The organism is Phaeobacter sp. LSS9, assembly GCF_003443595.1.
Lineage (GTDB): Bacteria > Pseudomonadota > Alphaproteobacteria > Rhodobacterales > Rhodobacteraceae > Phaeobacter > Phaeobacter piscinae.
In genome coordinates this window covers 1,122,864-1,143,691 of record NZ_CP031956.1, presented here as the reverse complement: position 1 = coordinate 1,143,691, position 20,828 = coordinate 1,122,864, and the positions used below count along the sequence as shown (strand labels likewise).

20 protein-coding genes are annotated in these 20,828 nt (G+C 59.9%); 12 read left to right on the top strand and 8 right to left on the bottom strand.

Annotated features, from left to right (window positions below; genetic code table 11):
• Positions 1–14 precede the first annotated feature (14 nt).
• Together D1820_RS05460 and D1820_RS05455 are read left to right on the top strand one after the other, a co-directional pair.
• Positions 15–773 carry an electron transfer flavoprotein subunit beta/FixA family protein gene (locus D1820_RS05460; RefSeq protein ID WP_118068139.1) on the top strand — a complete coding sequence of 253 codons (759 nt, stop codon included), beginning with the start codon at positions 15–17 and terminating at the stop codon, positions 771–773.
• Positions 773–1,699 carry an electron transfer flavoprotein subunit alpha/FixB family protein gene (locus D1820_RS05455; RefSeq protein WP_118068138.1) on the top strand — a complete coding sequence of 309 codons (927 nt, stop codon included), beginning with the start codon at positions 773–775 and terminating at the stop codon, positions 1,697–1,699. The genes D1820_RS05460 and D1820_RS05455 overlap by 1 nt, the downstream gene beginning before the upstream one ends.
• A 778-nt stretch (positions 1,700–2,477) precedes the next feature.
• On the opposite strand, the gene D1820_RS05450 is transcribed toward D1820_RS05455, so the two are convergent.
• The 4 genes from D1820_RS05450 to D1820_RS05435 all read right to left on the bottom strand — a co-directional run bounded on the left by D1820_RS05450 (position 2,478) and on the right by D1820_RS05435 (position 5,906).
• A complete protein-coding gene (locus D1820_RS05450; protein WP_162894072.1) occupies positions 2,478–3,968 on the bottom strand; it encodes a hypothetical protein in 1,491 nt (496 codons plus the stop codon).
• 439 nt (positions 3,969–4,407) lie between these two features.
• Positions 4,408–4,827 (bottom strand): hypothetical protein, encoded by a 420-nt coding sequence (locus tag D1820_RS05445; RefSeq protein WP_118068136.1) that lies wholly within the window; start codon positions 4,825–4,827, stop codon positions 4,408–4,410.
• A 1-nt stretch (position 4,828) separates the two neighbouring features.
• Positions 4,829–5,422 (bottom strand): TetR/AcrR family transcriptional regulator, encoded by a 594-nt coding sequence (locus tag D1820_RS05440; RefSeq protein ID WP_162894071.1) that lies wholly within the window; start codon positions 5,420–5,422, stop codon positions 4,829–4,831.
• 4 nt (positions 5,423–5,426) lie between these two features.
• Positions 5,427–5,906, bottom strand: coding sequence for a DUF2867 domain-containing protein (locus D1820_RS05435; protein WP_254683360.1), 480 nt, complete (start codon positions 5,904–5,906; stop codon positions 5,427–5,429).
• Between the two features lie 975 nt (positions 5,907–6,881).
• Between D1820_RS05435 and D1820_RS05430 the strand changes: the two genes are divergently transcribed.
• The 4 genes from D1820_RS05430 to D1820_RS05415 all read left to right on the top strand — a co-directional run bounded on the left by D1820_RS05430 (position 6,882) and on the right by D1820_RS05415 (position 11,877).
• Positions 6,882–9,698: a glutamine-synthetase adenylyltransferase gene (locus D1820_RS05430; RefSeq protein ID WP_118068134.1), complete on the top strand. Its 2,817-nt coding sequence runs from the start codon at positions 6,882–6,884 to the stop codon at positions 9,696–9,698.
• Entirely contained in the window at positions 9,688–9,978 is a 291-nt protein-coding gene (locus D1820_RS05425; RefSeq protein WP_118068133.1) for a hypothetical protein, read from the top strand. The genes D1820_RS05430 and D1820_RS05425 overlap by 11 nt, the downstream gene beginning before the upstream one ends.
• A 120-nt stretch (positions 9,979–10,098) precedes the next feature.
• Entirely contained in the window at positions 10,099–11,313 is a 1,215-nt protein-coding gene (locus tag D1820_RS05420) for an RSP_2647 family RNA methyltransferase (protein WP_118068132.1), read from the top strand.
• Positions 11,314–11,334: 21 nt separating this feature from the next.
• Positions 11,335–11,877 (top strand): RSP_2648 family PIN domain-containing protein, encoded by a 543-nt coding sequence (locus D1820_RS05415; protein WP_118068131.1) that lies wholly within the window; start codon positions 11,335–11,337, stop codon positions 11,875–11,877.
• Between the two features lie 10 nt (positions 11,878–11,887).
• On the opposite strand, the gene D1820_RS05410 is transcribed toward D1820_RS05415, so the two are convergent.
• From D1820_RS05410 to mazG, 3 genes are all read right to left on the bottom strand, one after another.
• Positions 11,888–12,883 carry an LLM class flavin-dependent oxidoreductase gene (locus D1820_RS05410; RefSeq protein WP_118068130.1) on the bottom strand — a complete coding sequence of 332 codons (996 nt, stop codon included), beginning with the start codon at positions 12,881–12,883 and terminating at the stop codon, positions 11,888–11,890.
• A gap of 174 nt (positions 12,884–13,057) precedes the next feature.
• Positions 13,058–13,750 (bottom strand): M48 family metallopeptidase, encoded by a 693-nt coding sequence (locus D1820_RS05405; RefSeq protein ID WP_118068129.1) that lies wholly within the window; start codon positions 13,748–13,750, stop codon positions 13,058–13,060.
• 46 nt (positions 13,751–13,796) lie between these two features.
• Positions 13,797–14,633, bottom strand: coding sequence for a nucleoside triphosphate pyrophosphohydrolase (mazG, locus tag D1820_RS05400; protein ID WP_118068128.1), 837 nt, complete (start codon positions 14,631–14,633; stop codon positions 13,797–13,799).
• Between the two features lie 64 nt (positions 14,634–14,697).
• On the opposite strand from mazG, the gene D1820_RS05395 reads away from it, so the two are divergent.
• The 4 genes from D1820_RS05395 to D1820_RS05380 are packed head-to-tail and all read left to right on the top strand — an operon-like array spanning position 14,698 to position 18,326.
• Positions 14,698–15,891: a M20 aminoacylase family protein gene (locus D1820_RS05395; protein WP_118068127.1), complete on the top strand. Its 1,194-nt coding sequence runs from the start codon at positions 14,698–14,700 to the stop codon at positions 15,889–15,891.
• A 59-nt stretch (positions 15,892–15,950) separates the two neighbouring features.
• Positions 15,951–16,919, top strand: coding sequence for an agmatinase (gene speB / locus D1820_RS05390; RefSeq protein ID WP_118068126.1), 969 nt, complete (start codon positions 15,951–15,953; stop codon positions 16,917–16,919).
• A complete protein-coding gene (gene speB, locus D1820_RS05385) occupies positions 16,912–17,859 on the top strand; it encodes an agmatinase (protein ID WP_118068125.1) in 948 nt (315 codons plus the stop codon). The genes speB (D1820_RS05390) and speB (D1820_RS05385) overlap by 8 nt, the downstream gene beginning before the upstream one ends.
• A gap of 44 nt (positions 17,860–17,903) precedes the next feature.
• Complete coding sequence (locus tag D1820_RS05380) at positions 17,904–18,326, top strand: DUF1499 domain-containing protein (RefSeq protein ID WP_014874976.1); 423 nt, start codon at positions 17,904–17,906, stop codon at positions 18,324–18,326.
• Positions 18,327–18,368: 42 nt separating this feature from the next.
• Here D1820_RS05380 and D1820_RS05375 read toward each other — a convergent pair whose 3' ends face one another.
• A complete protein-coding gene (locus D1820_RS05375) occupies positions 18,369–18,662 on the bottom strand; it encodes a hypothetical protein (RefSeq protein WP_231739507.1) in 294 nt (97 codons plus the stop codon).
• 167 nt (positions 18,663–18,829) lie between these two features.
• Between D1820_RS05375 and prfA the strand changes: the two genes are divergently transcribed.
• Positions 18,830–19,885 (top strand): peptide chain release factor 1, encoded by a 1,056-nt coding sequence (prfA, locus tag D1820_RS05370; RefSeq protein WP_027247113.1) that lies wholly within the window; start codon positions 18,830–18,832, stop codon positions 19,883–19,885.
• Positions 19,882–20,739: a peptide chain release factor N(5)-glutamine methyltransferase gene (gene prmC / locus D1820_RS05365; RefSeq protein ID WP_118068124.1), complete on the top strand. Its 858-nt coding sequence runs from the start codon at positions 19,882–19,884 to the stop codon at positions 20,737–20,739. The genes prfA and prmC overlap by 4 nt, the downstream gene beginning before the upstream one ends.
• The last annotated feature ends 89 nt before the right edge of the window (positions 20,740–20,828 follow it).

Genomic DNA, 20,828 nt, shown 5'->3' with positions numbered 1-20,828 from the left:
AAGGGAAATCCCAAATGAAGGTCTTGGTACCTGTCAAACGCGTGATTGACTACAACGTGAAGGTTCGTGTGAAAGCGGACGGGAGCGGTGTGGATCTCGCGAATGTTAAAATGTCCATGAACCCATTCGACGAAATTGCCGTCGAAGAGGCGATCCGCTTGAAAGAAGCGGGTAAAGCGGATGAAATTGTGGCTGTTTCCATCGGCGTGAAGCAAGCTCAGGAAACCCTGCGCACCGCCCTAGCTATGGGCGCGGATCGGGCCATCCTGGTGGTGGCAGCAGAGGATGTGAACACCGACATCGAACCGCTGGCCGTTGCAAAAATCCTGAAAGCGGTTGTGGATGAAGAACAGCCGGGTTTGGTGCTCTGCGGCAAGCAAGCCATCGACAATGATATGAACGCCACCGGCCAGATGCTGTCGGCCCTGCTGGGCTGGTCGCAAGCGACCTTTGCCTCTGAGGTGGACATCGAAGGCGACAGCGCCAAGATCACCCGCGAGGTGGATGGCGGCCTGCAGACCATCGCGGTTAAAATGCCGGCGATTGTCACGGCCGACCTGCGCCTGAACGAGCCACGCTATGCCTCCCTGCCCAACATCATGAAGGCTAAGAAAAAGCCTTTGGATGAGAAAACGGCAGCCGATTATGGCGTTGATGTCGCTCCGCGTCTGGAGGTCGTTAAGACCACTGAACCAGAAGAGCGTGCGGCTGGCATCAAAGTGGGCTCTGTCGATGAGCTGATCGAGAAACTCAACGAAGCGGGGGCTGTCTGATGGCTGTACTTCTTCTGGCTGAAGTCACCGGCGGCGAACTGGCGCTGGACGCAACTGCAAAAGCGGTTACCGCAGCGCAAGCTCTGGGTGATGTGACGGTTCTGGCGGCGGGCGCTTCTGCGGCAGCGGCGGGCGAAGCGGCTGCAAAGATCGACGGTGTCGCCAAGGTTCTGGTGGCGGAAGACGCCTCTCTGGGCCACCGTCTGGCGGAACCAACCGCGGCGCTGATCGCGTCTCTGGCGGGCGACTATGAGCACATTGTGGCCCCGGCGACCACGGATGCAAAAAACATCCTGCCGCGCGTTGCAGCGCTGCTGGATGTGATGGTGATCTCTGACGCAACGGCTGTTGTGGACGGCGCAACCTTTGAGCGCCCGATCTATGCGGGCAACGCCATCCAGACCGTGAAATCCTCTGATGCGAAGAAAGTCATCACCTTCCGCACATCGACCTTCGATGCGGCAGGCGAAGGCGGCTCTGCGTCTGTTGAGAGCATCTCTGCAGCAGGCAACCCTGGTCTGTCTGAGTGGGTTGAGGACAAGGTTGCGGAAAGCGATCGTCCAGAGCTGACCTCTGCGGGCATTGTTGTGTCTGGCGGTCGTGGCGTTGGGTCTGAAGAAGATTTCGCGCTGATCGAAAAGCTGGCTGACAAGCTGGGCGCGGCTGTTGGCGCGTCTCGTGCGGCGGTGGATTCTGGCTATGCGGCCAACGATTTTCAGGTGGGTCAAACCGGTAAGGTTGTTGCCCCAGAGCTTTATATCGCGGTGGGCATCTCCGGCGCGATCCAGCACTTGGCGGGCATGAAGGATTCCAAAGTGATCGTGGCGATCAACAAAGACGAAGAAGCCCCGATCTTCCAGGTCGCAGACTTCGGTCTCGTCGCCGACCTCTTCCAGGCCATGCCGGAATTGACCGACAAAGTATAAGAACCTCCCCTGAGACTTGGCTGGCGCACGCCGTTGCGCCAGCTCTTTTAGATATTGGGCTCAACCAGTTGGCTGCTTCGTAGCATAGCGGCAGGCAACGTCAGTCAAGTTGGATCAATGTGATCAGTCTGAAGTGTAGGTATCAAGCTTAGGAGCGTTTATTCGCTTGCTTCAAAATCACTTTCATAACTCAAGGTTAAACCACTCAATCTGCTAACCGAGCTCTAATTAAGACATTCTCCTCCTGTTTTTTGAATGCCCGGTAGCTTCCGGCCGCTAAACTTGGGAATGTCAGCTGCACTCCGCTATGCAGTCTTTGGTGATCGACGCAGCATCCGGCTTTGTGGGCTCACTACCGACTTACGGCGTTGCAGCACCAAAGTTGCAGTAGATCCCGTACCTACGCCTATCATGGGATCACCGCAGCCAGCCCAAACGCGACCTTCAGGCAGGGCGCAGCGCAAGCGCCGCTGCGAGTGCGAAAGGGCTCCCGAAAGCGGACCTTCAAGCCTGTCCAATTGATCCAGGCGATGCTGCGATCAGTGTAGACGTCAGCGACGCGCAGTTAGTGACCTTTGCAAAGTCTCGGGGTCTGGCAGTCGGGCGGCGATCCAATGCTGCATGAGCGATGGCAGGAACAGACCTTCGCCGCACGTGCAGCCGCTAACCATCATCGAACGAACGGGATCGGGACGAAGCAGGCTTGCGCTGCATGTGTGCCAATGACTGCTTTCAAGTTTGCCGAACAGATCTCGGTGCAAACCTGTGAGAGAGCCCATTAGGGGTCACAGTCTTGCTTTACCGCATAGAGCTGATCCTCTCCGATGACCAAGACCGAAGTCGGTTCAGGCAACACCCCTATGAGACCGGTGATCCGCTCATCGGACTCGATGGTTGTGAAGCGTCCCATATCCTTTGAAACGTGGATCTCACCTGATCGTTTGTCGATGACAAGGTAGGCTTGCCAAGGTTCGACATAGTCAATTCGGACTTCATGTGGCCACGGAGCTTTCACCGGAAAGTTAGCAACTCTGTGGAGCGAGAGGTTGTCATCCAGGAAAAATAACCCAATCTCAGACTGGATGATATTCAGCCCCCCTAAGGATTTAACGGTGGGATGGTCACCAATCTCCTCATAGGACAACACCTGCATTTGAGATAACGATACGCCATCAAGAAGCACAACTCCCTCGTCTGCGTGCACGAACACTGGAGTTTCGCCGGAAAAGGTTATTGGGCGAGGGTGATAAAAAATTGTTTCGCCAGCCACGTCACTTTGTGAAGTGAGGCCTGGAATGAGTTGCGCCTCCGTTTTATCTGGGCCAAGCACTAAGAAATGTGGCGGCAGCGTTTCAGGTGTTTCCTTCCAAAAATCAAAGCCCGTCTTTGTCGATTGAGACCACGGTCCAATCCTGCCGACCCAATTCTGACCTGCTGCATGATACTCCCAAGTCCCCGCGGGGAGACTATTAACAAAATCCAATTCGCCTTCGAAGAAACGGAAGATCAGCGGTGCAAAGGCGGTGTTGGAGGGAAATATCCGAATAATACCGTTGCCGACCTCAACTTGCGCATACTGAAATGTGGGAAGCAGACGATGCCCTTCAGGTAAGTCTATTAAGGTTCTGGTCCACTCCCCGGCAAACGGTCGGAACCACAGTGAACTGCTTGCTCGCACTGTTGAGCCGCGTGGTCCCGTCAGGGCCAAAGCACCATTGATCTCAGCGATGGTTCGGACGGAGACTGTCTGGTCACCGTTGAACACCGGAAGATCAACTTCCTCACTGGCACCGCTGGCTTTTATCCGCTTCAGTGGGTATGACGAAGTTGCCTGCCAATAAACCTCGCCAGCACCTTGGTCAAAAAATGCGTGCTCATAGCCTTGAGTGGCTTCTATAGGTTCCCAACTCGAAGCATTTGAGCCAAGGTGGAAAATCACTCGCGGATGAGACCCAAACCCGAAAGCCTCTCCATCTGGCCCGACGTGGATACCGTGGTCGAACGCAAATCCCCAGACATGCGGAAAATCATCCTCCACTAAAGACAGGCTCGAGCCATTGAACTCATATAATTCTTGGCGATTGGCCGCCTTGACTATCATCCCATCAAAACCCGGAATGGTGCGTGGCGACGTTGCAATCCGGTACGGCTGCTCAAATTCCACAGGTAGCTTTGCCTCGCTTCCCGCTACGGGTACAACACAGAACTCCTCTGCATTGGCCATGGTCGCCCCCAGAAAAATCATCAATAAGGGAAGCTGTTTATACACGCGTTCTCACCTCTCAAATCCCTGCCAATCATGATTTGCAAATCAGATGCGACCAGCTTCAGAAATGGCTGGCTTGATCGCTTACATTTCTGATAGCAGACATTTGCAAGCTGTGCAGCACCCGTCGCTTCGGGCTCAATTTAACACCTTAGCCGCGCTCGACCCGAATGGCTGCAAACAATCATAAAGCCATGATGGCGGCTCCATTTCGGCATTCAACCGCTTAAGTTGGCGCCTGTGGGGCAGAATCCTACGCTGGCAAGATTTCATCACTGAATTTAAAAGGGGAATTGGAATTTTTCCGATGCGTGCGTTTGTGGGGCGGACATTGATATTGAAATCGTACCAGCTAAATGCCGCACTCAGAAGGTCATTCTATCAGGGATTTCTGAGCATCAGCCCGGCGAACGGTTCACCTGCCCCTTGCAGACGCTTTACCCTAGGAGTCTACTCCCTCCGGTATCAGATCTCTTGTATGACTTTTTCGAGAAAGCTTGCTCATGATACCGCTCCCCAAAAGTAGCGTTCCCAACAGAAGCTCCGTTCCTATGGCTGGAAACGCGGCATTGCCTACATAGCCCCGTTGATACTCAAAGATGCCTGTTGCTGCGATCCCAAACCAAGAAATGCTCAAAACAATAGCTGTCGGGAATGCTGTTTTTGCGGCGGCCGCTGAATAGAAAGATATCACGGACAGACCCAGAAATAACACAGCGGCTCTGCGCCCAACAAAGGCAACGGCCTCGTTGGTCGATACGCCGAAGGAACCAATCATTGCTTCCGGATCGGTGATCAGGGCATAGAAAAGTGCGGCCTGCGCAAGCCCTGAAACGATGCAGATCAATCGGAAGGTTTTCATACTATTCTCCGGGTCTTCGAAGGTGGGGGGAAATAAGAAAGAGGGTGCTTTCATACATGTTCTGACGTTCGGACTGGCTGGCGTCGTCAAGAAGATGTTGAAAGCCCAAGAATGCTGCGTATTCGATTGTGGCCAACCTCTGTGCAATCTCAAGCGGAACGCCGTCAGTCTGCGCTATGACACCCGCGACAAACGCGATCCGGCGCGCGTCAACCTTGCGTATTTCAGCTTTGGCCTTGGCGTCATGATGCGACCAAGCCCGTATCGCAACTTCAACTCTATTGGAGAGCGCTGCCGCCAGACGTGGCATCGCAAGACGCTGATCAATCGGATCATCGTGGGCGACAACGCCGTTTTCGGTTTCGACGGTTGCCTTGCCCTCCCAGTAGGACAGGAGGTCGAGTTTATAGACCTCGATAGAGCTGAAGTGAAAATAAAACGAGCCTTTTGACCGCTCGGTCATGGCACAAAGCCGTTCAATGGTCAGGCCATTTGCTCCAATTTCGGAGAGTACGGCCAACCCAACCTCAAGCCACTTGTCTTTTGACACTTTGCCGGATGCAGTTTTGGAAAACCGCGCTGTGCTGTCATTCATGGGATCAAGATCCTGTCGGAAACTTATTAGCAACACGCCGAACGGCATCGCGAGCAATCATAATGTGGAATGGCATTATTAGTGAAAGATAGATGCGCCCGGGTAAGCCGTGAGGGTGGACCCATGTCGTCAGGGAGACGGTTTTGCCATCGGCAAAGACTGCCACCCTAAAGTTCAGGTGTTTGTCGTCAAACCCTGCCACGATCTCCTGGCTTGTCTCATGGACGACCGGAAAGGAGCCTATTTTGTCGTCATCAACGGGTCCGTCTTGTGACAAGCCAAACGGTGTTGTTGTCAGCCTGCGAACCGCCAAAAGTGCGCGAGCCCACCCGGGGAACAATATGATTTCTTCCAGTGCATCCCGAGGGCTGACGTTGGCACTACTTGAATAGCAGTCGATAAAATCACCTTCCGTGTGGACTGCTTTCAAATAGGATTCTTCAGGATAAGGAGCGCAAAAAAATATTGATGGTCGAGATTGCAATGAGACATCCTATCCGCAATCGAATTTTACTATACGTTATAGTATAGTTTTCGACGCGCTATGTCAATCAACGATTGCGGGGACGTAGCAAGCTTATCAACACTCACTTCCTCCCTACCGCAGCCCTCTGGTCGTGTTCAAAAGCGCTCGCTTGTGGCTCAGGCAAAAACACACCGATTGACGGTGCCAATAACCCTGTCCAAAAAATCGAGCGGTTGTTGAAGGTTTATGATCGTTCTCACGGTAACGGACATTCGCGCATGGCGCAGCATCCGGTAAAGTGGGCTCAACGCCGACCTTAGCTTTAGCGGGAACGAATGTCCCTGCTGGGGCGCGGGTCACGCTTTGTGAGGCCCGCCATATGAGCCCAGGCAACGCTGAGGCAAGTGGTGTCGGAAAAGTTGCAACTCGAGCTGTCTTGGTTTTGATATCCGACCGCTATCAGCGCGGTTTTCAGGTTGTGCAAGACACGCGCCAACTTGGTATGTCCTCTTAGTATCGTCTCGAAAGCTCAGTTTTTCAGACCTTATCTTGGCTGATCCGGTTTCCCCGGCCTCTGCCGGTGACTGCAACATGAAGTGTCTTCTGACATGGTCCGAGCTGTCAGTTGTCCTGTGGGCCAGGACGGCTCCGGTGCTCAAATCCTAACAGAGACTTTTGGCGAAAAGCGAGCGGGGGAGGGCATACGGCTGCGCTTTGCCGTCAGACGATGTGAAATATACCTGATGCGCGCGACAGGCCGATGCCGCCCTGTTATGGGCGTCCGCGTGCCGCTGATCACCGTACCACTCGTTACTACAAAACTGTCTGACAGGCCCCCGGAACATGAGCGCAGCCGCAGGGTCAGACTTAACTTACCGTTAATCAGAGGGCTATTCTGGTATTCCTTACCTTACGTCACCTTCTGCAATATGGCAGCGCTTTGGTGTGGTTTCGCCGATTGACGGCGACTGCATCTGATCGCAGTGTCACGAGATGGGACAGTCGATTGAAATTCAGCGCCTTCCGCGGGCATTTGATGCAGATCTGGGACAGGATGCGCTGGCACTTGCGCCCGCACTTCAGGGCGATCAGGCCCGTCTGGTGGCCGGTGCGGCCGGATCCAGCCCCTATCTGAAAGAACTGATCAGCCGCGAGGCGAATTGGCTGGCGCCCGCACTGGCGGATCCACAGGCTGCTCTTGCCGGGATCTTCGCAGATGTCCGGGCCTTGGCGCCGGATCAGCTGAAACCGGGGCTGCGGCGGGCCAAGCGTCAACTGGCGCTGTTGAGCGGGCTATGTGATCTGGCCGGGGCCTGGGACCTTATGCAGGTGACCACGGCGTTGACGCAGTTTGCAGAGCTCTGCGCGGATGTCGCCATCAAGGCTGAAATCGCTGCGCTGATCCGCCGGAAGAAATTGCCGGGGCTGACCGAAGCGGACGTCGAAACCGCCGGCGGGCTGACTCTCTTGGCGATGGGAAAGATGGGCGCCTATGAGCTGAACTACAGCTCGGACATCGACATGATCTGTCTCTTTGATGAAACGCGGTTTGATCCTGATGATTTCTATGAGGCACGCCAGGGCATGGTTCGGGCCACGCGCAATATGTGCACGGTACTGAGTGAACGCACCGCTGATGGCTATGTCTTCCGCACCGATCTGCGGCTGCGGCCTGACCCATCGGTGACGCCGGTCGCCATGGCGATGGAGGCGGCAGAGCGTTACTATGAGAGCCTTGGCCGCACCTGGGAACGGGCCGCCTATATCAAGGCGCGCCCCTGCGCCGGTGATCTGCAAGCGGGCGCGGATTTCTTGCAGACGCTGCGCCCCTTCGTCTGGCGGCGGCATCTCGATTTTGCGGCCATTCAGGACGCCCATGATATGCGCCTGCGGATCCGTGAGAACAAAGGCACCGGCGGCCCGCTGACAGTGCCCGGCCATGATATGAAGCTGGGGCGGGGCGGCATTCGTGAGATTGAGTTTTTCACCCAGACCCGGCAGCTGATCGCGGGGGGGCGTGATGAAAGCCTGCGTCCGCGCGGCACTCTGGACGGGTTGCGCGCTTTGGCGGCCAAGGATTGGGTGCCACAGGATGTCTGCGACCAGCTCGGCGCGCATTATATCGCCCATCGCGAGGTGGAGCACCGGATCCAGATGGTGCATGACGCCCAGACCCATCGGATGCCACAGTCCGAGGATGGCATCGCTCGAATTGCCTGCCTGATGGATCGTGACCCGGCGGCGCTGTTGGCGGAGACCAAGGCGCGGTTGCAGGAGGTGCATGAGTTGACGGAGGGGTTCTTTGCGCCGGATGCACCGCCGGAGGCCGCGCCTGACACCCTGCCGGACGCGCTGGATGGGGATATCCTTGCCCGCTGGCCCACCTATCCGGCGCTGCGCTCAGCGCGGGGAGCGCAGATCTTTGAACGGCTGAAACCAGAACTGCTGGCGCGGCTGTCGCGCACCGCCCAACCGGCCGAGGCGCTGGTGGCGCTGGACGGGTTTCTGGCAGGCCTGCCCGCAGGGGTGCAGCTGTTTTCGCTGTTTGAGGCCAATCCGCAGCTGATTGATCTGCTGATTGATATTGTCGGCACCTCCGGCACGCTGGCGAGCTATCTGTCGCGCAACTCCAGCGTATTTGATGCCGTAATCGGTGGATCTTTCTTCGACGACTGGCCCGGGCGAGGGGAACTGTCGCAGTTGCTGGCGGCGGTGCTGGCACAGGAAGACGACTATGAGACGCAGCTGGACGCGACCCGGCGCTGGTGCAAGGAATGGCATTTCCGCATCGGCGTGCATCACCTGCGCGGGTTGATCGATGCCGCAACAGCCGGGGCGCAATATGCCGAATTGGCAGAGGTTGTGATCGCCGGGCTGGCACCGGTGGTGGTGCAGCAGTTTGCCCAGAAACACGGAACCCCGCCGGGGCGCGGTGCGGCGGTTCTGGGAATGGGATCGCTGGGCGCGGGGCGGATCAATGCGCTGTCGGATCTCGATGTTATCGTGATCTATGATCCCGGTGACGAAGAGGCCTCAGACGGGCCACGACCGCTGGCCACACGGCCTTATTATGCGCGGCTGACGCAGGCGCTGATCACCGCCCTGACGGCCCGCATGTCGCAGGGCCAGCTTTATGAGGTGGATATGCGGCTGCGGCCCTCGGGCACGCAGGGGCCAGTGGCAACCAGTCTGGAAAGCTTCTGCCAGTACCAACGCAATGATGCCTGGGTCTGGGAGCATCTGGCCCTGACCCGCGCGCGCGTGGTGGCTGCGGCGCCGTCGCCGTCCGCTGATGGTCTCGCAGAGGATATCGGCGCGTTTCGCCTGTCATTTCTGGCCGCCCCACGTCGCCGCGAAACGGTTCTTCCTGATGTCGCCAGCATGCGGACGCGGCTCGCCGCTGCCAAGGCACCAAGCGGCCCCTGGGACGCCAAGACCGGCGCCGGGCGGATGATGGACATCGAGTTGATCGCTCAGGCAGGGGTCTTGCTCAGCGCGGCAACCGGACAGGATGTGGCCGCTGGTCTGGAGGGCACTGTCGCCTGTGGCTGGCTGGATGCCGCAGATGCAGCTGAATTGCAGCGCGGCTATGACCTATTCTGGGCCGTGCAGACCGCAGCGCGATTGGTTTCGGGCAAGGCCATTGATGCGCAGACCCTGGGAGAGGGCGGCGCATTGTTCCTCTGCCGCAGCACGGGCTATGCGGATCTTGCAGCATTGGAAGCGGATTTGACGGCGCGCTATGCGCGCTGCGGTGACATCATCGCCGCCGCATTGGAGAGAGAAGGGGCCACTGGCCATGACGACTGAGGCGACACCATACCTAACGCTTGCCCAGCTCGATCCCAAGGGGCTGATCCGGGAGAGTTTTTGCATCGATGGCATTCAGAGTGGGGAATGCCGCAGCATTTTTCTGGACTGGGCGCTGAGCCTGCCCGACGGGGTTGATAGCCGTCAGGCCATGTCGACCCTGCTTGAGCAGGTGGCCGCAGATCACCCGGATCATCCGATGACGGCGGTGCTGCGCGAGGGGCTGGAGAGCGCTGCCAAGCCCCGCAGGCGCGGCGGCTGGCGGTCGCGCGCGCGGTAACCGGACGGGCGCCGCGCAGGGTCGGCCGCAGCGCGCGCCGCAAGGCCGCGTGACGCAGACGATCTGTGCCTAATTCAACAGGCTCTTTCAACGGGCAGAGGTTGGGAGTAAGAGGGGCCTATGACAGCTTCTCCCTCCGCGCCCGAGCGCGCCCGCGTAAAACTGAAACCCAAAGCCAATGCCCGCGCTCTGCGCCACGGCTTCCCTTGGGTTTATGCCAATGAGCTGGTCACCGACCGGCGCACCCGCAAACTGGCCCCCGGCACGCTGGCGGTGCTGGAAGATGACGGCATGACGCAGATGGGTCTGGTCGCGGTCAATCCCGAGAGCAAGATCATTGCACGGATGCTGGACAGCGACCCCGCCGCCGAGCTGAGTGCGGCCTGGTTCGAAGCCCGGTTGCGCCGCGCGCTGGAGCTGCGCGAGCAGCTGTACGACGCGCCATTTTATCGGCTGGTCCACGCCGAATCCGACGGGTTGCCCGGCGTGGTGATCGACCGCTTCGGCGATACCTGCGTGGTGCAGCCCAATGCGGCCTGGGCCGAGGCGCATCTGGACGCGCTGACTGAGGCGCTGGTGATGGTCACCGGGGTTACAACCGTTTTGAAAAACGCCTCTGGCCGGGCGCGCAGCCTGGAAGGGCTGGATGACATCAGCACCGCCCTGCGCGGCACTGCGCCTGAGGCCGCAGTTGAGGTCACGATGAACGGCGCCACCTATATGGCGGATCTGACTGGCGGGCAGAAAACCGGACTGTTCTACGACCAGCGCGACAATCACGCCTTTGCCGCGAAACTGGTCAAACCCGGCGCCAAGGTGCTTGACGTGTTTTCCCATGTCGGCGGCTTTGGTCTGGCGATGCTGGCCGCCGGTGCGGCTGAGGCTACCTGCGTTGACGGCTCCGCCCCGGCGCTGGATCTGGCAGAGCAGGGCGCTGCGGCCAGTGGTTTCGCGGCCCGGTTTGCGGCGCGGCAGGGCGATGCTTTTGAGGTGCTGACACAGCTGGCTGAGGAGGGCGCGCAGTTTGACGTGGTGATTTGTGATCCCCCCGCCTTTGCCCCCTCAAAACAAGCACTTGAAGCCGGTCTGCGTGCCTATGAGCGGATTGCGAAACTGGCGGCGCCTCTGGTGGCACCGGGGGGCTATCTGGGCCTGTGTTCCTGTTCCCATGCGGCAGATCTCAGCCGCTTCCGCAATGCCTCTGCGCGCGGGATCGGGCGGGGTGGTCGTCGCAGCCAGCTGCTGCACACCGGCTACGCTGGCGCGGATCATCCACAGCTGCCTCAGCTGGCTGAAAGTGGCTATCTGAAAGCCGTTTTCTTCCGGCTCGACTGATCTGGCGCGGGTGTTCTGGCGATGAAACTGCTTTTGGATGCCTGCGTGCTCTATCCGACGGTGATGCGGGAGATGCTGCTGGGCGCGGCCCGGATCGGCCATTTCACGCCACTGTGGTCGCCGCGCATCCTGGAAGAATGGGCGCGGGCGGCGCGCAAGATTGGCCCCACGGGTGAGCCGCAGGCGCGGGCTGAAATTGCGCTGATCTCCGCCGCCTGGCCAAGGGCGGCCATCCCCCCCACACCCGCGGTGGAGGCACGCCTCTGGCTGCCTGACAGCGCTGATGTCCACGTGCTGGCGTCGGCGATCGTCGGCCATGCGGATGCAATTGTGACAGTCAACAACAAGGATTTCCCCCGCCACACGCTGGCGGAGGAAGGGCTGGAGCGGATCGGGCCGGACCAGCTGCTTTATGAGTTGTGGCTGAAAGATCCCGACGGCCTGTCGGCGGTCGCGGCGTCCGTTCTTGCAGAGGCCAACCGGCTCTCCGGTGGCGGATGGGAGCTGCGTCCGCTGCTGAAAAAGGCCCGGCTGCCGCGCGTGGCGAAGGCTCTGGCCAGCTAGGCCGGGGCGGTCAGACCTCGCTTAGGATTTCGGCAGCGATCTCAAAGGATCTGAGCCGCGCTGCATGGTCATGGATTTGGCCGGTGATGATCACCTCATCCGGGCGGTATCGTTCAAGAATGGCCGACAGTTCCGCACGCACGCTGTCCCTGCTGCCTGTCGCGGAAATCCGCAGCGCCTCATTCACGCCGGCAAGCACCGGCGCCGGGATATGGTCGGTGATATCATCTACGGGGGCAGGCAGTTTGCCGGGCTTACCCAGACGCAAACGGGCAAAGGCCTGTTGCATCGTCGTGCGCAGGCGGGTGCCCTGTTCATTGCTCTCGGCGGCAAAGACATTGATCGCCATCATGGCATGGGGCGCAGACAGGTTGGCAGAGGGTTGGAATTGGCGGCGGTAGACCTCCAGCGCCTCCCCCAATGCGGCGGGCGCAAAATGCGAGGCAAAGGCGTAAGGAAGCCCCAGATGCGCCGCCAGCTGCGCACCGTAAAGGCTGGAGCCAAGCATCCAGACCGGCACATGGGTGTCCTGTCCGGGAAAGGCACGCACCGCGCGCCCCGGATCATCAGCCCCCAGGAAGCCCATCAGATCAATAACATCCTGCGGGAAGCTGTCACCGGAGGCATGGTCATGGGCCATGCCACGGCGCAGGGCGCGCGCCGTCTGCATATCGGTTCCGGGCGCGCGACCCACTCCCAGATCAATCCGGTCGCCGTGCAGGCTTGCCAAGGTCCCAAAGGCCTCCGCCACCATGTAGGGCGCGTGGTTTGGCAGCATGATGCCGCCAGCCCCGACCCGGATGGAGTGAGTCTGGCTAGCGATATGGCCAATCAGCACCGCCGTCGCGGCGCTGGCGATGCCCGGCATATTGTGATGTTCGGCCAGCCAATAGCGGTGGTAGCCCCAGCTTTCAGCCTTCTGGGCCAGCTCGGTGCTGTTGCGCAGGGACTGGGCAATGGTCTGGCCTTCGGGCACGGGAGCAAGATCAAGAACAGAGTAGCGCATGGGGGCTCCGGTAAATTTCAATCCCGTTGCAGGGGGAGGCCGCTGGCAAAGGACGGGAGGACAACTGTTACCTTCCCATGTGGGGAAGGTTTACCGTCTTGGCAAGAGGTGAGGATTTTCTGAAGTTGGTTAACTGTCGTTAACCATGCTTTTCAGGCTATTGTCAGGTGAAGCTCATGCATTGGGCCTGTCCCACTTCGCTTCCAGCCGGTCGAGAGCGGCAATGCGCTCCTCGGTCTTCGGGTGGCTCATCAGCCAGGCCGGGGCCATCCCGCTGCGGGCCTGCGTGAGCTCTTCCAGCTTGCGAAACAGGCTTTTTTGCGGGGCGATGCCGATGCCGGATTTGGTCAGTAGCGCGGCGGCATATTCGTCCGCCTCATACTCATCGCTGCGTGACAGCCGGGCGGCCAGAAGCGAGGTGAGCACATTGGCGATCCACGGCCCGACAAAGGGCACAAAACGGCCAATGATCAGCATCAGCGCCGTGCGCAGCGCGTTCTGGCCGGAGAAATCGATCATCCGTTTCTTCGCATGTCCCAGCGCCACATGCCCCAGCTCATGCGCGATGACCGAGGCGAGTTCGGCATCGCTGACCTCGCCATTGCGGTATTTGCGATAAAACCCGCGCGTGATGAAGATCCGCCCATCAGGCGCGGCCAGCCCGTTCACCGGGTCGACCTCATAGATATAGACCGGGATATGATTGATGCCGAGTGCCGCTGCCATCCGGTCCGTCAACTGACGCAGGCGGGCATCGGCCAGTTCGGTGGATTGCTGATCAAGGGCACGATGGGTGCGCCAGACCGACAGGCGATACATCACCAACCCGTAGATCACGGCCAGAAGAATGGGGGTCAAACGCAACATGAGTCAGGATATGGGGCTGTGACAGGGCAGGGGCAAGGCGTGGTGGTTAGCTGCCATGGGCGGATTTGGCGGCGCGGCTCTCGGCCTTCACCTCATCCCAGAGCGCATCCATTTCGGCCAGATCGCTGTCTTCAGGACGTTTGCCACGGGCTGCGAGCTTCGCCTCCACCCCCTCAAACCGGCGGATGAACTTGGCATTGGCGGCGCGCAATGCGGCCTCCGGCTCAACCCCCAGATGGCGGCCGAGATTGGCCATCACAAACATCAGATCGCCGAATTCCTCCTCGACCTCCGCCTGGCTCAAACTGTCGCGCGCCTCGACAAGTTCGGCGGATTCCTCCGCGATCTTGGCAATGACATTGGCAGCCGAGGGCCAGTCAAACCCAACCCGCGCGGCGCGTTTTTGCAGCTTATAAGCCCGCAGAAGCGCAGGCAGGCCGACCGCGACACCGTCCAGCGTGCCCTGTTGCGCCTTGCCTGCACGTTCCGCCGCCTTGATCGCCTCCCAGTCGGCACTCTGCTGGTCGGCGGATTTCTCGCGGTTCTCATCGCCAAAGACATGCGGGTGACGCGAAACCATCTTGTTGGACATGGTGGTGACCACATCCTGAAAGGTGAAATGCCCGGCCTCTGCGGCCATTTGGGCATGAAATACTGACTGAAACAGCAGATCGCCCAGCTCACCCTTCAGCTCATCCCAGGCCTCACGCTCAATTGCATCGGCAACTTCGTAAGCCTCTTCAATGGTATAGGGCGCGATGCTGGCAAAATCCTGCTCGATATCCCAGGGGCAGCCGCCCTTTGGATCGCGCAGACGGCGCATGATTTCCAGCAGCCGTTCGATGCCGGCGGTTTCATTGTGGATGAGATCGGTTTCGGGCATTGCGGCGGCTCTTGTTCCAGTGTCAGATGCATCAATCCCGAGTCTGACCAAGGAGTCCACCCCCATGCCGGTTGTGAACCGAATTGCCGATTACGCCGACGAGATGAAGACCTGGCGTCGGCATCTGCACCAGATCCCCGAACTGGCGCTGGACCTGCCGAAAACAGCGGCCTTCGTGGCTGAGCGGCTGCGCGAATTTGGTGTGGATGAGCTGCATGAGGGCATCGCCACCAGCGGCATGGTGGCGATCATCAACGGGCAGGGCAGTGACGCAGGCGATGGGCCAACCATCGGGTTGCGCGCCGACATGGACGCATTGCCTATCCCTGAGGAAAGCGGTGTCGACTATGTCTCAGATCATGCGGGCAATATGCACGCCTGTGGTCACGATGGTCACACCACCATGCTCTTGGGGGCTGCAAAATACCTCGCGGAGACGCGCAACTTCAAAGGCCGCGTGGCGCTGATCTTCCAGCCCGCAGAGGAGGCCATCGGCGGTGCCCGCATCATGGTCGAAGAGGGCATCATGGAGCGGTTCAACATTGGCGAGGTCTATGCGCTGCATAATGCACCGGGCCTGCCTGTGGGCGCCTTTGCCACCACGCCGGGGCCGTTGATGGCGGCGGTAGATACCTTCCACATCCACATTCAGGGCGTCGGGGGCCATGGGGCGATGCCGCATGAAACCCGCGATCCGGTGATGGCGGCCTGTGGCATGGCGCAGGCGATCCAGACGATTGTGTCGCGCAACCACTATGCGCTGGATGATCTTGTGGTCTCGGTCACCCAGATCCACACCGGCACCGTCGATAATGTGATCCCCGACACCGCCTATATCAATGGCACCGTGCGCACCTTTGATCCGCGTGTGCAGGAGATGGTGATGCGGCGGATGAAGGAGATCGTCGCCGGTCAGGCTGCAAGCTACGGTGTTGAGGCTGAGCTGGATTACGAGGTCGGCTACCCCGCCACCATCAATGACGCGTCCAAGACGGGTTTCGCGGCCAGCGTTGCGGGCGAGGTTGCGGGTCCTGAGAATGTGGAGGCCGAGGCCGGGCGCGAAATGGGGGCGGAGGATTTCTCCTACATGTTGCAGGCCCGCCCCGGTGCCTATCTGTTTCTGGGGCAGGGCGACAGCGCCGGGCTGCATCATCCGAAGTATGATTTCAACGATGAGATCGCGCCGATTGGGGCGTCGTTTTTCGCCCGTCTGGTCGAGAGAGCACAGCCCATGGCCCAGGCATCCAACGACGGGTGACAAGGACAATGTGACCCGCTATTTGATCAAACAGCAGGTGCATCACAAGGAGGCGCAGAATGGCGCTAGAAGACGCAAAGCACATGATCGATCACGCCTTTACGCGTGAGGATATGAAAGGTCTCAGCTTTGAGATCACCTTTGGTGGGGCAACTTCTTTCCTGCGACGCAAATATACCAAGGATCTGACCGGGGTGGACATCGCGGTCACCGGCGTGCCGTTTGATCAGGCGGTCACCAACCGGCCTGGAACACGGCTGGGTCCGCGCGCCATCCGCGAGGCCTCAGCGCTGCAAAGCCCGGATGAACCCTATGGCTGGCCGCATAGCCCGCTCAGCACGCTGGCCATCGCCGATTATGGCGATCTGGCCTTTGACCACGCCGATGTTCCGGCCTTTCCTGCCGCGCTGACGGAGCATATTCGTGGTATTCTAGCCACCGATACGGCCTCGGTCGTCTTGGGCGGGGATCACTATATCAGCTTCCCGATCCTGAAGGCCTATGCAGAGAAATACGGTCCCATCTCGCTGCTGCAGTTTGATGCCCATACCGACACCTGGCCCGATGACAATATGGACCGGATCGACCATGGGACCATGTTCTACAAAGCGGTGAAAATGGGCCTTGTGGACCCCAAAACATCCGTTCAGGTCGGGATCCGCACCACCAATGACGACACATTGGGTGTGAACATCATCGATGCGCCCACGGTGCATGAGATCGGCCCGGTTGAGACCGCGAAGCGGATCAAGGCGATCCTTGGCGACCGGCCGACCTATCTGACCTTCGATATCGACTGTCTCGATCCGGCCTATGCGCCGGGCACCGGCACGCCGGTCTGGGGAGGGCTGACCTCGGCGCAGGCGGCCCGTATCCTGCGCGAGATTGCAGGCATCAACATCAAAGGCGGCGACGTGGTGGAGGTTTCCCCTCCGTTTGACACCACCGGCGCCACCGCCATCGCAGGCGCCCATGTGGCGACCGAAATTATCTGCCTTCTTGGCTGGAATATGAGAGACAATGACTGATTTCAATCAACCGATCAGCGGCAATGATCTGGCGCGGTTTTCCGGTCCGAACACCTTTATGCGGCTGCCGCAGGCGACGTCGCTTGACGGGCTGGATGTGGCCATTCTGGGTGTGCCGATGGATATCGGCACCTCCTGGCGCTCCGGCACCCGCTTTGGCCCCAAGCAGATCCGCGCCGAAAGCGCGATGATCCGCCCCTACAACATGACCTCCGGCGCGGCACCGTTTGACAGCCTGAACATTGGCGATATCGGCGATCTGGCGATCAATACGTTCTCTCTGTCCGACAGCCTGCGCATCATTCAGGAAAGCTATAGTGCAATCCTGTCCAGCGGGGTGACACCTGTCGCGATGGGCGGGGATCATTCGATCACCCTGCCAATCCTGCGCGCCATTGCTGGAAAATACGGACCTGTTGCGCTGGTCCATGTCGATGCCCATGCGGATGTGAACGACGATATGTTCGGCGAGCGTGAAACCCATGGCACCGTGTTCCGCCGCGCCTATGAGGAGGGTCTGATCGTCGCCGACAAGACCTATCAGATCGGGCTGCGCGGCACTGGCTATGGCGCGGACGACTTCAAGGAGGCGCAGCGCTGGGGCTTCCAGCACTTCCCGGCCAGCGAATTGTGGAACCGCTCGCTGCACGGCATGGGTGCGGAAATTCGTCGCGATATCGGCAATAGGCCGGTCTATGTGTCCTATGATATTGATAGTCTTGATCCGGCCTATGCGCCGGGCACCGGCACGCCGGAAATCGGCGGACTGACCACACCGCAGGCGTTGGAGCTGATCCGCGCCTTGCGGGGGCTGAACATTGTGGGTTGCGACATGGTTGAAGTGTCGCCGCCTTATGACACATCGGGCAATACAGCGCTGACAGCGGCCAATCTGCTGTATGAGCTGCTCTGTGTGCTGCCGGGTGTGACAACAAAATAAGGCAGGCTGTCCAGTGGCAGCCGCCACGAGGGAGAGCGGACCATATGGGTCGAGTGATGATATTTGTCTGGCTGAGCATTGCGGCGCTTGTCGTGGTGCTCGGCTTTATCCGGCTGGCGCCCAGCGACCCGCTGGACTGGAACACGCAGCCGGAGTTCAGCGAGGACAAGACCTTTCGCGGGGGTGTGTTTCGGGTGCTGCGCAGCGGCGAGGACGGGCTGGAGCGGTTTCACGCGGTCGCCAGCAACGCACCGCGCACCCGTGTTCTGGCAGGCTCGGTCGAGGATGCGATGGTTACCTATGTGACCCGCACCCGGTTTCTGGGGTTTCCCGATTACACCACGGCGCGGCAGCATGGCGAATTGCTGAAGGTCTATGCGCGGCTGCGTTTTGGCCGCTCTGATCTGGGCGCGAATAACGACCGGATCAACAGTTGGATCGCGCAGATGGAGCCCGCGCCGCAATAGTTCGCGGGCAGGGGTAGGTCGGCAAAGCGATTGTCAGCAGGGTCAGATCCGGGGCAGGGGGGCGGTCGCAACCGACAGGCCGGGTGCCGGATCGGCCTCAGCTGCAAGGCAACCTTTCTGCACCTCGCGCCACATCGGCACATTCAGCGACATCTGGCATTGCGCTGTGAACATGCGCCCATCAACCTGAAGGCAGATAAATTCACCCAGTTCGATCCGGCTGCCGCTCTTGTCGGTGCAATAGCAGTCGATCGTGCGCCCGTTCGGGGCGGTAACATCTGCTTGGACCGTGGTCGCGGCAGCATAAGACAGCAGCACAAGACCAAGAAGCCGCATCAGCTGCCGGCCCGGCGGCACAACAGTGTGTTCCGGGGGAGTAACGGCAAGGGCGCAGCGCTGCAGGCGGCCCGTTCCCACGATATGAGGACTGGCATGTTGCATGACCCTAGCATATCACAAGGGCAGCTTTCCGCCAAAGACAGATCAACACGGACATTGCACGCATGATCCCCGAAGACCGCCTTGAACAGATTTTGCAACGGTTCCAGTATCTTGAGGCCGCAATGGCCGAGGGTGTTGCCGGTGCGGATATCGCGGCTTTGGCCAAGGAATATTCCGATCTGCGCCCGGTTGCGGAGCAGATCACCGCCTATCGCCGCTTGCTCTCCGATCTGGATGAGGCCGAACAGATGCTGGCTGATCCCGATATGGCAGAGCTGGCCGAAGAGGAGCTGCCGCAGCTGCGCGCCGCCCTGCCTGAGGCGGAACACGCGCTGCAACTGGCGCTTCTGCCCCGCGATGAGGCGGACGCGCGCCCGGCTATGCTGGAAATCCGCCCCGGCACCGGCGGCGATGAGGCAGCCCTTTTTGCCGGTGATCTCCTACGCATGTATCAGCGCTACGCCGAGGCACGGGGCTGGGGGTTTGAGATCATTGAAGAGCAGACCACCGAATTGGGCGGGCTGAAAGAAGTGGTGGCCCATGTGAAGGGCGAAAACGTCTTTGCCCGGCTGAAGTATGAATCCGGTGTCCACCGCGTGCAACGGGTGCCCGTGACAGAATCCGGGGGCCGCATTCACACCTCCGCTGCTACCGTCGCCGTGTTGCCCGAGGCGGAAGATGTGGATCTGCGCATTGATCCCGGCGACCTGCGGATCGACACCATGCGGGCCTCCGGCGCCGGCGGTCAGCATGTGAACACCACCGATTCTGCCGTGCGGATCACCCATATTCCGACCGGCATCATCGTTGTCAGCTCTGAGAAATCCCAGCACCGCAACCGCGAGATTGCCATGCAGGTGATGCGGACGCGGCTCTATGATCTGGAACGGCAGCGGATTGACAGCGAACGCTCAGCGGATCGCGCCAGTCAGGTCGGTTCCGGGGATCGCTCCGAACGGATCCGGACCTATAACTTTCCGCAGGGGCGGATGTCGGATCACCGCATCAATCTGACGCTCTATAAACTGGATCAGATCATGCAGGGCGATCTGGATGAAATCATCGACGCGCTGACGGCGGATGATCAGGCGCGGCTTCTGGCCGAGATGGGCCAATGAACGCGCCGCAGACAGCCGCTCAGGCGATGGCCGCTGCGGCTGCGCGACTGCGCGCGGCCGGCGTGCCCGACCCGGCGCGCGATGCGCGCGTCCTGCTTGCCCACGCCGCCCGGATCGAGGCCAGCCGTGTCACCTTGATTGCACCTGAAGATCTCGCGCCGGAGATTGCCGAACGGTATGAGCAGCTGATCGCTCTGCGTGCCATCCGTGTGCCGGTCTCGCATCTGATTGGTGAGCGCGAATTCTACGGGCGACGTTTCAAGGTCTCCGGCGATGTTTTGGATCCTCGCCCGGAAACCGAATGCCTGATCGAGGCGGCTCTGGCTGAACCCTTCTCGCGAGTTCTGGACCTTGGCCTTGGATCGGGGTGCATTCTGGTCACCCTGCTGGCAGAGCAGACCGACGCAACCGGTGTCGGCGTTGACCTGAGCGAGGCCGCCTGTCTGCAGGCCAGTGCCAATGCGGTGCTGCACCGGGTCGAGCCGCGCGCTGAAATTCTGCAATCAGATTGGTTTTCGGCGGTGGACGGCCAGTTTGATCTGATCGTCTCCAACCCGCCCTATATCGCGTTGGATGAAATGTCCGACCTGTCAGACGAGGTGCGCGGCCATGAGCCGGAGATGGCGCTCACCGATGGCGGCGACGGGCTTGGCGCCTATCGCATCCTTGCGGCGCAGCTTGGCGGGCATCTGGCGCCGCAGGGGCGGGTGTTTCTGGAAATTGGCCCCACGCAGGGCGCTGCGGTAAGCGATCTGCTGTTGTCGGCTGGGCTAAAAGAGGTCCGTATCATTCAGGATCTCGACGGACGTGACCGGGTGGTTTGTGGCCGCGGCTGTGACGAAAACGCCTCCTAAACCCGTGAAAATCGCCCGAATTTGCAGTTTCGTAAGAAAAAGCACGGATAATAGCGCCTAACCCCTTGTCTGAACGGGCGTAACATGAT

What these genes read in the sequence shown, in the direction of transcription:
- D1820_RS05460 (WP_118068139.1), top strand. Translation starts at nt 15, where the DNA reads ATGAAGGTCTTGGTACCTGTCAAACGCGTGATTGACTACAACGTGAAG.
- D1820_RS05455 (WP_118068138.1), top strand. Translation starts at nt 773, where the DNA reads ATGGCTGTACTTCTTCTGGCTGAAGTCACCGGCGGCGAACTGGCGCTG.
- D1820_RS05445 (WP_118068136.1), bottom strand. Translation starts at nt 4,827, where the DNA reads ATGAAAACCTTCCGATTGATCTGCATCGTTTCAGGGCTTGCGCAGGCC.
- D1820_RS05440 (WP_162894071.1), bottom strand. Translation starts at nt 5,422, where the DNA reads ATGAATGACAGCACAGCGCGGTTTTCCAAAACTGCATCCGGCAAAGTG.
- D1820_RS05430 (WP_118068134.1), top strand. Translation starts at nt 6,882, where the DNA reads ATGGGACAGTCGATTGAAATTCAGCGCCTTCCGCGGGCATTTGATGCA.
- D1820_RS05425 (WP_118068133.1), top strand. Translation starts at nt 9,688, where the DNA reads ATGACGACTGAGGCGACACCATACCTAACGCTTGCCCAGCTCGATCCC.
- D1820_RS05420 (WP_118068132.1), top strand. Translation starts at nt 10,099, where the DNA reads ATGACAGCTTCTCCCTCCGCGCCCGAGCGCGCCCGCGTAAAACTGAAA.
- D1820_RS05415 (WP_118068131.1), top strand. Translation starts at nt 11,335, where the DNA reads ATGAAACTGCTTTTGGATGCCTGCGTGCTCTATCCGACGGTGATGCGG.
- D1820_RS05410 (WP_118068130.1), bottom strand. Translation starts at nt 12,883, where the DNA reads ATGCGCTACTCTGTTCTTGATCTTGCTCCCGTGCCCGAAGGCCAGACC.
- D1820_RS05405 (WP_118068129.1), bottom strand. Translation starts at nt 13,750, where the DNA reads ATGTTGCGTTTGACCCCCATTCTTCTGGCCGTGATCTACGGGTTGGTG.
- mazG (WP_118068128.1), bottom strand. Translation starts at nt 14,633, where the DNA reads ATGCCCGAAACCGATCTCATCCACAATGAAACCGCCGGCATCGAACGG.
- D1820_RS05395 (WP_118068127.1), top strand. Translation starts at nt 14,698, where the DNA reads ATGCCGGTTGTGAACCGAATTGCCGATTACGCCGACGAGATGAAGACC.
- speB (WP_118068126.1), top strand. Translation starts at nt 15,951, where the DNA reads ATGGCGCTAGAAGACGCAAAGCACATGATCGATCACGCCTTTACGCGT.
- speB (WP_118068125.1), top strand. Translation starts at nt 16,912, where the DNA reads ATGACTGATTTCAATCAACCGATCAGCGGCAATGATCTGGCGCGGTTT.
- D1820_RS05380 (WP_014874976.1), top strand. Translation starts at nt 17,904, where the DNA reads ATGGGTCGAGTGATGATATTTGTCTGGCTGAGCATTGCGGCGCTTGTC.
- D1820_RS05375 (WP_231739507.1), bottom strand. Translation starts at nt 18,662, where the DNA reads ATGCGGCTTCTTGGTCTTGTGCTGCTGTCTTATGCTGCCGCGACCACG.
- prfA (WP_027247113.1), top strand. Translation starts at nt 18,830, where the DNA reads ATGATCCCCGAAGACCGCCTTGAACAGATTTTGCAACGGTTCCAGTAT.
- prmC (WP_118068124.1), top strand. Translation starts at nt 19,882, where the DNA reads ATGAACGCGCCGCAGACAGCCGCTCAGGCGATGGCCGCTGCGGCTGCG.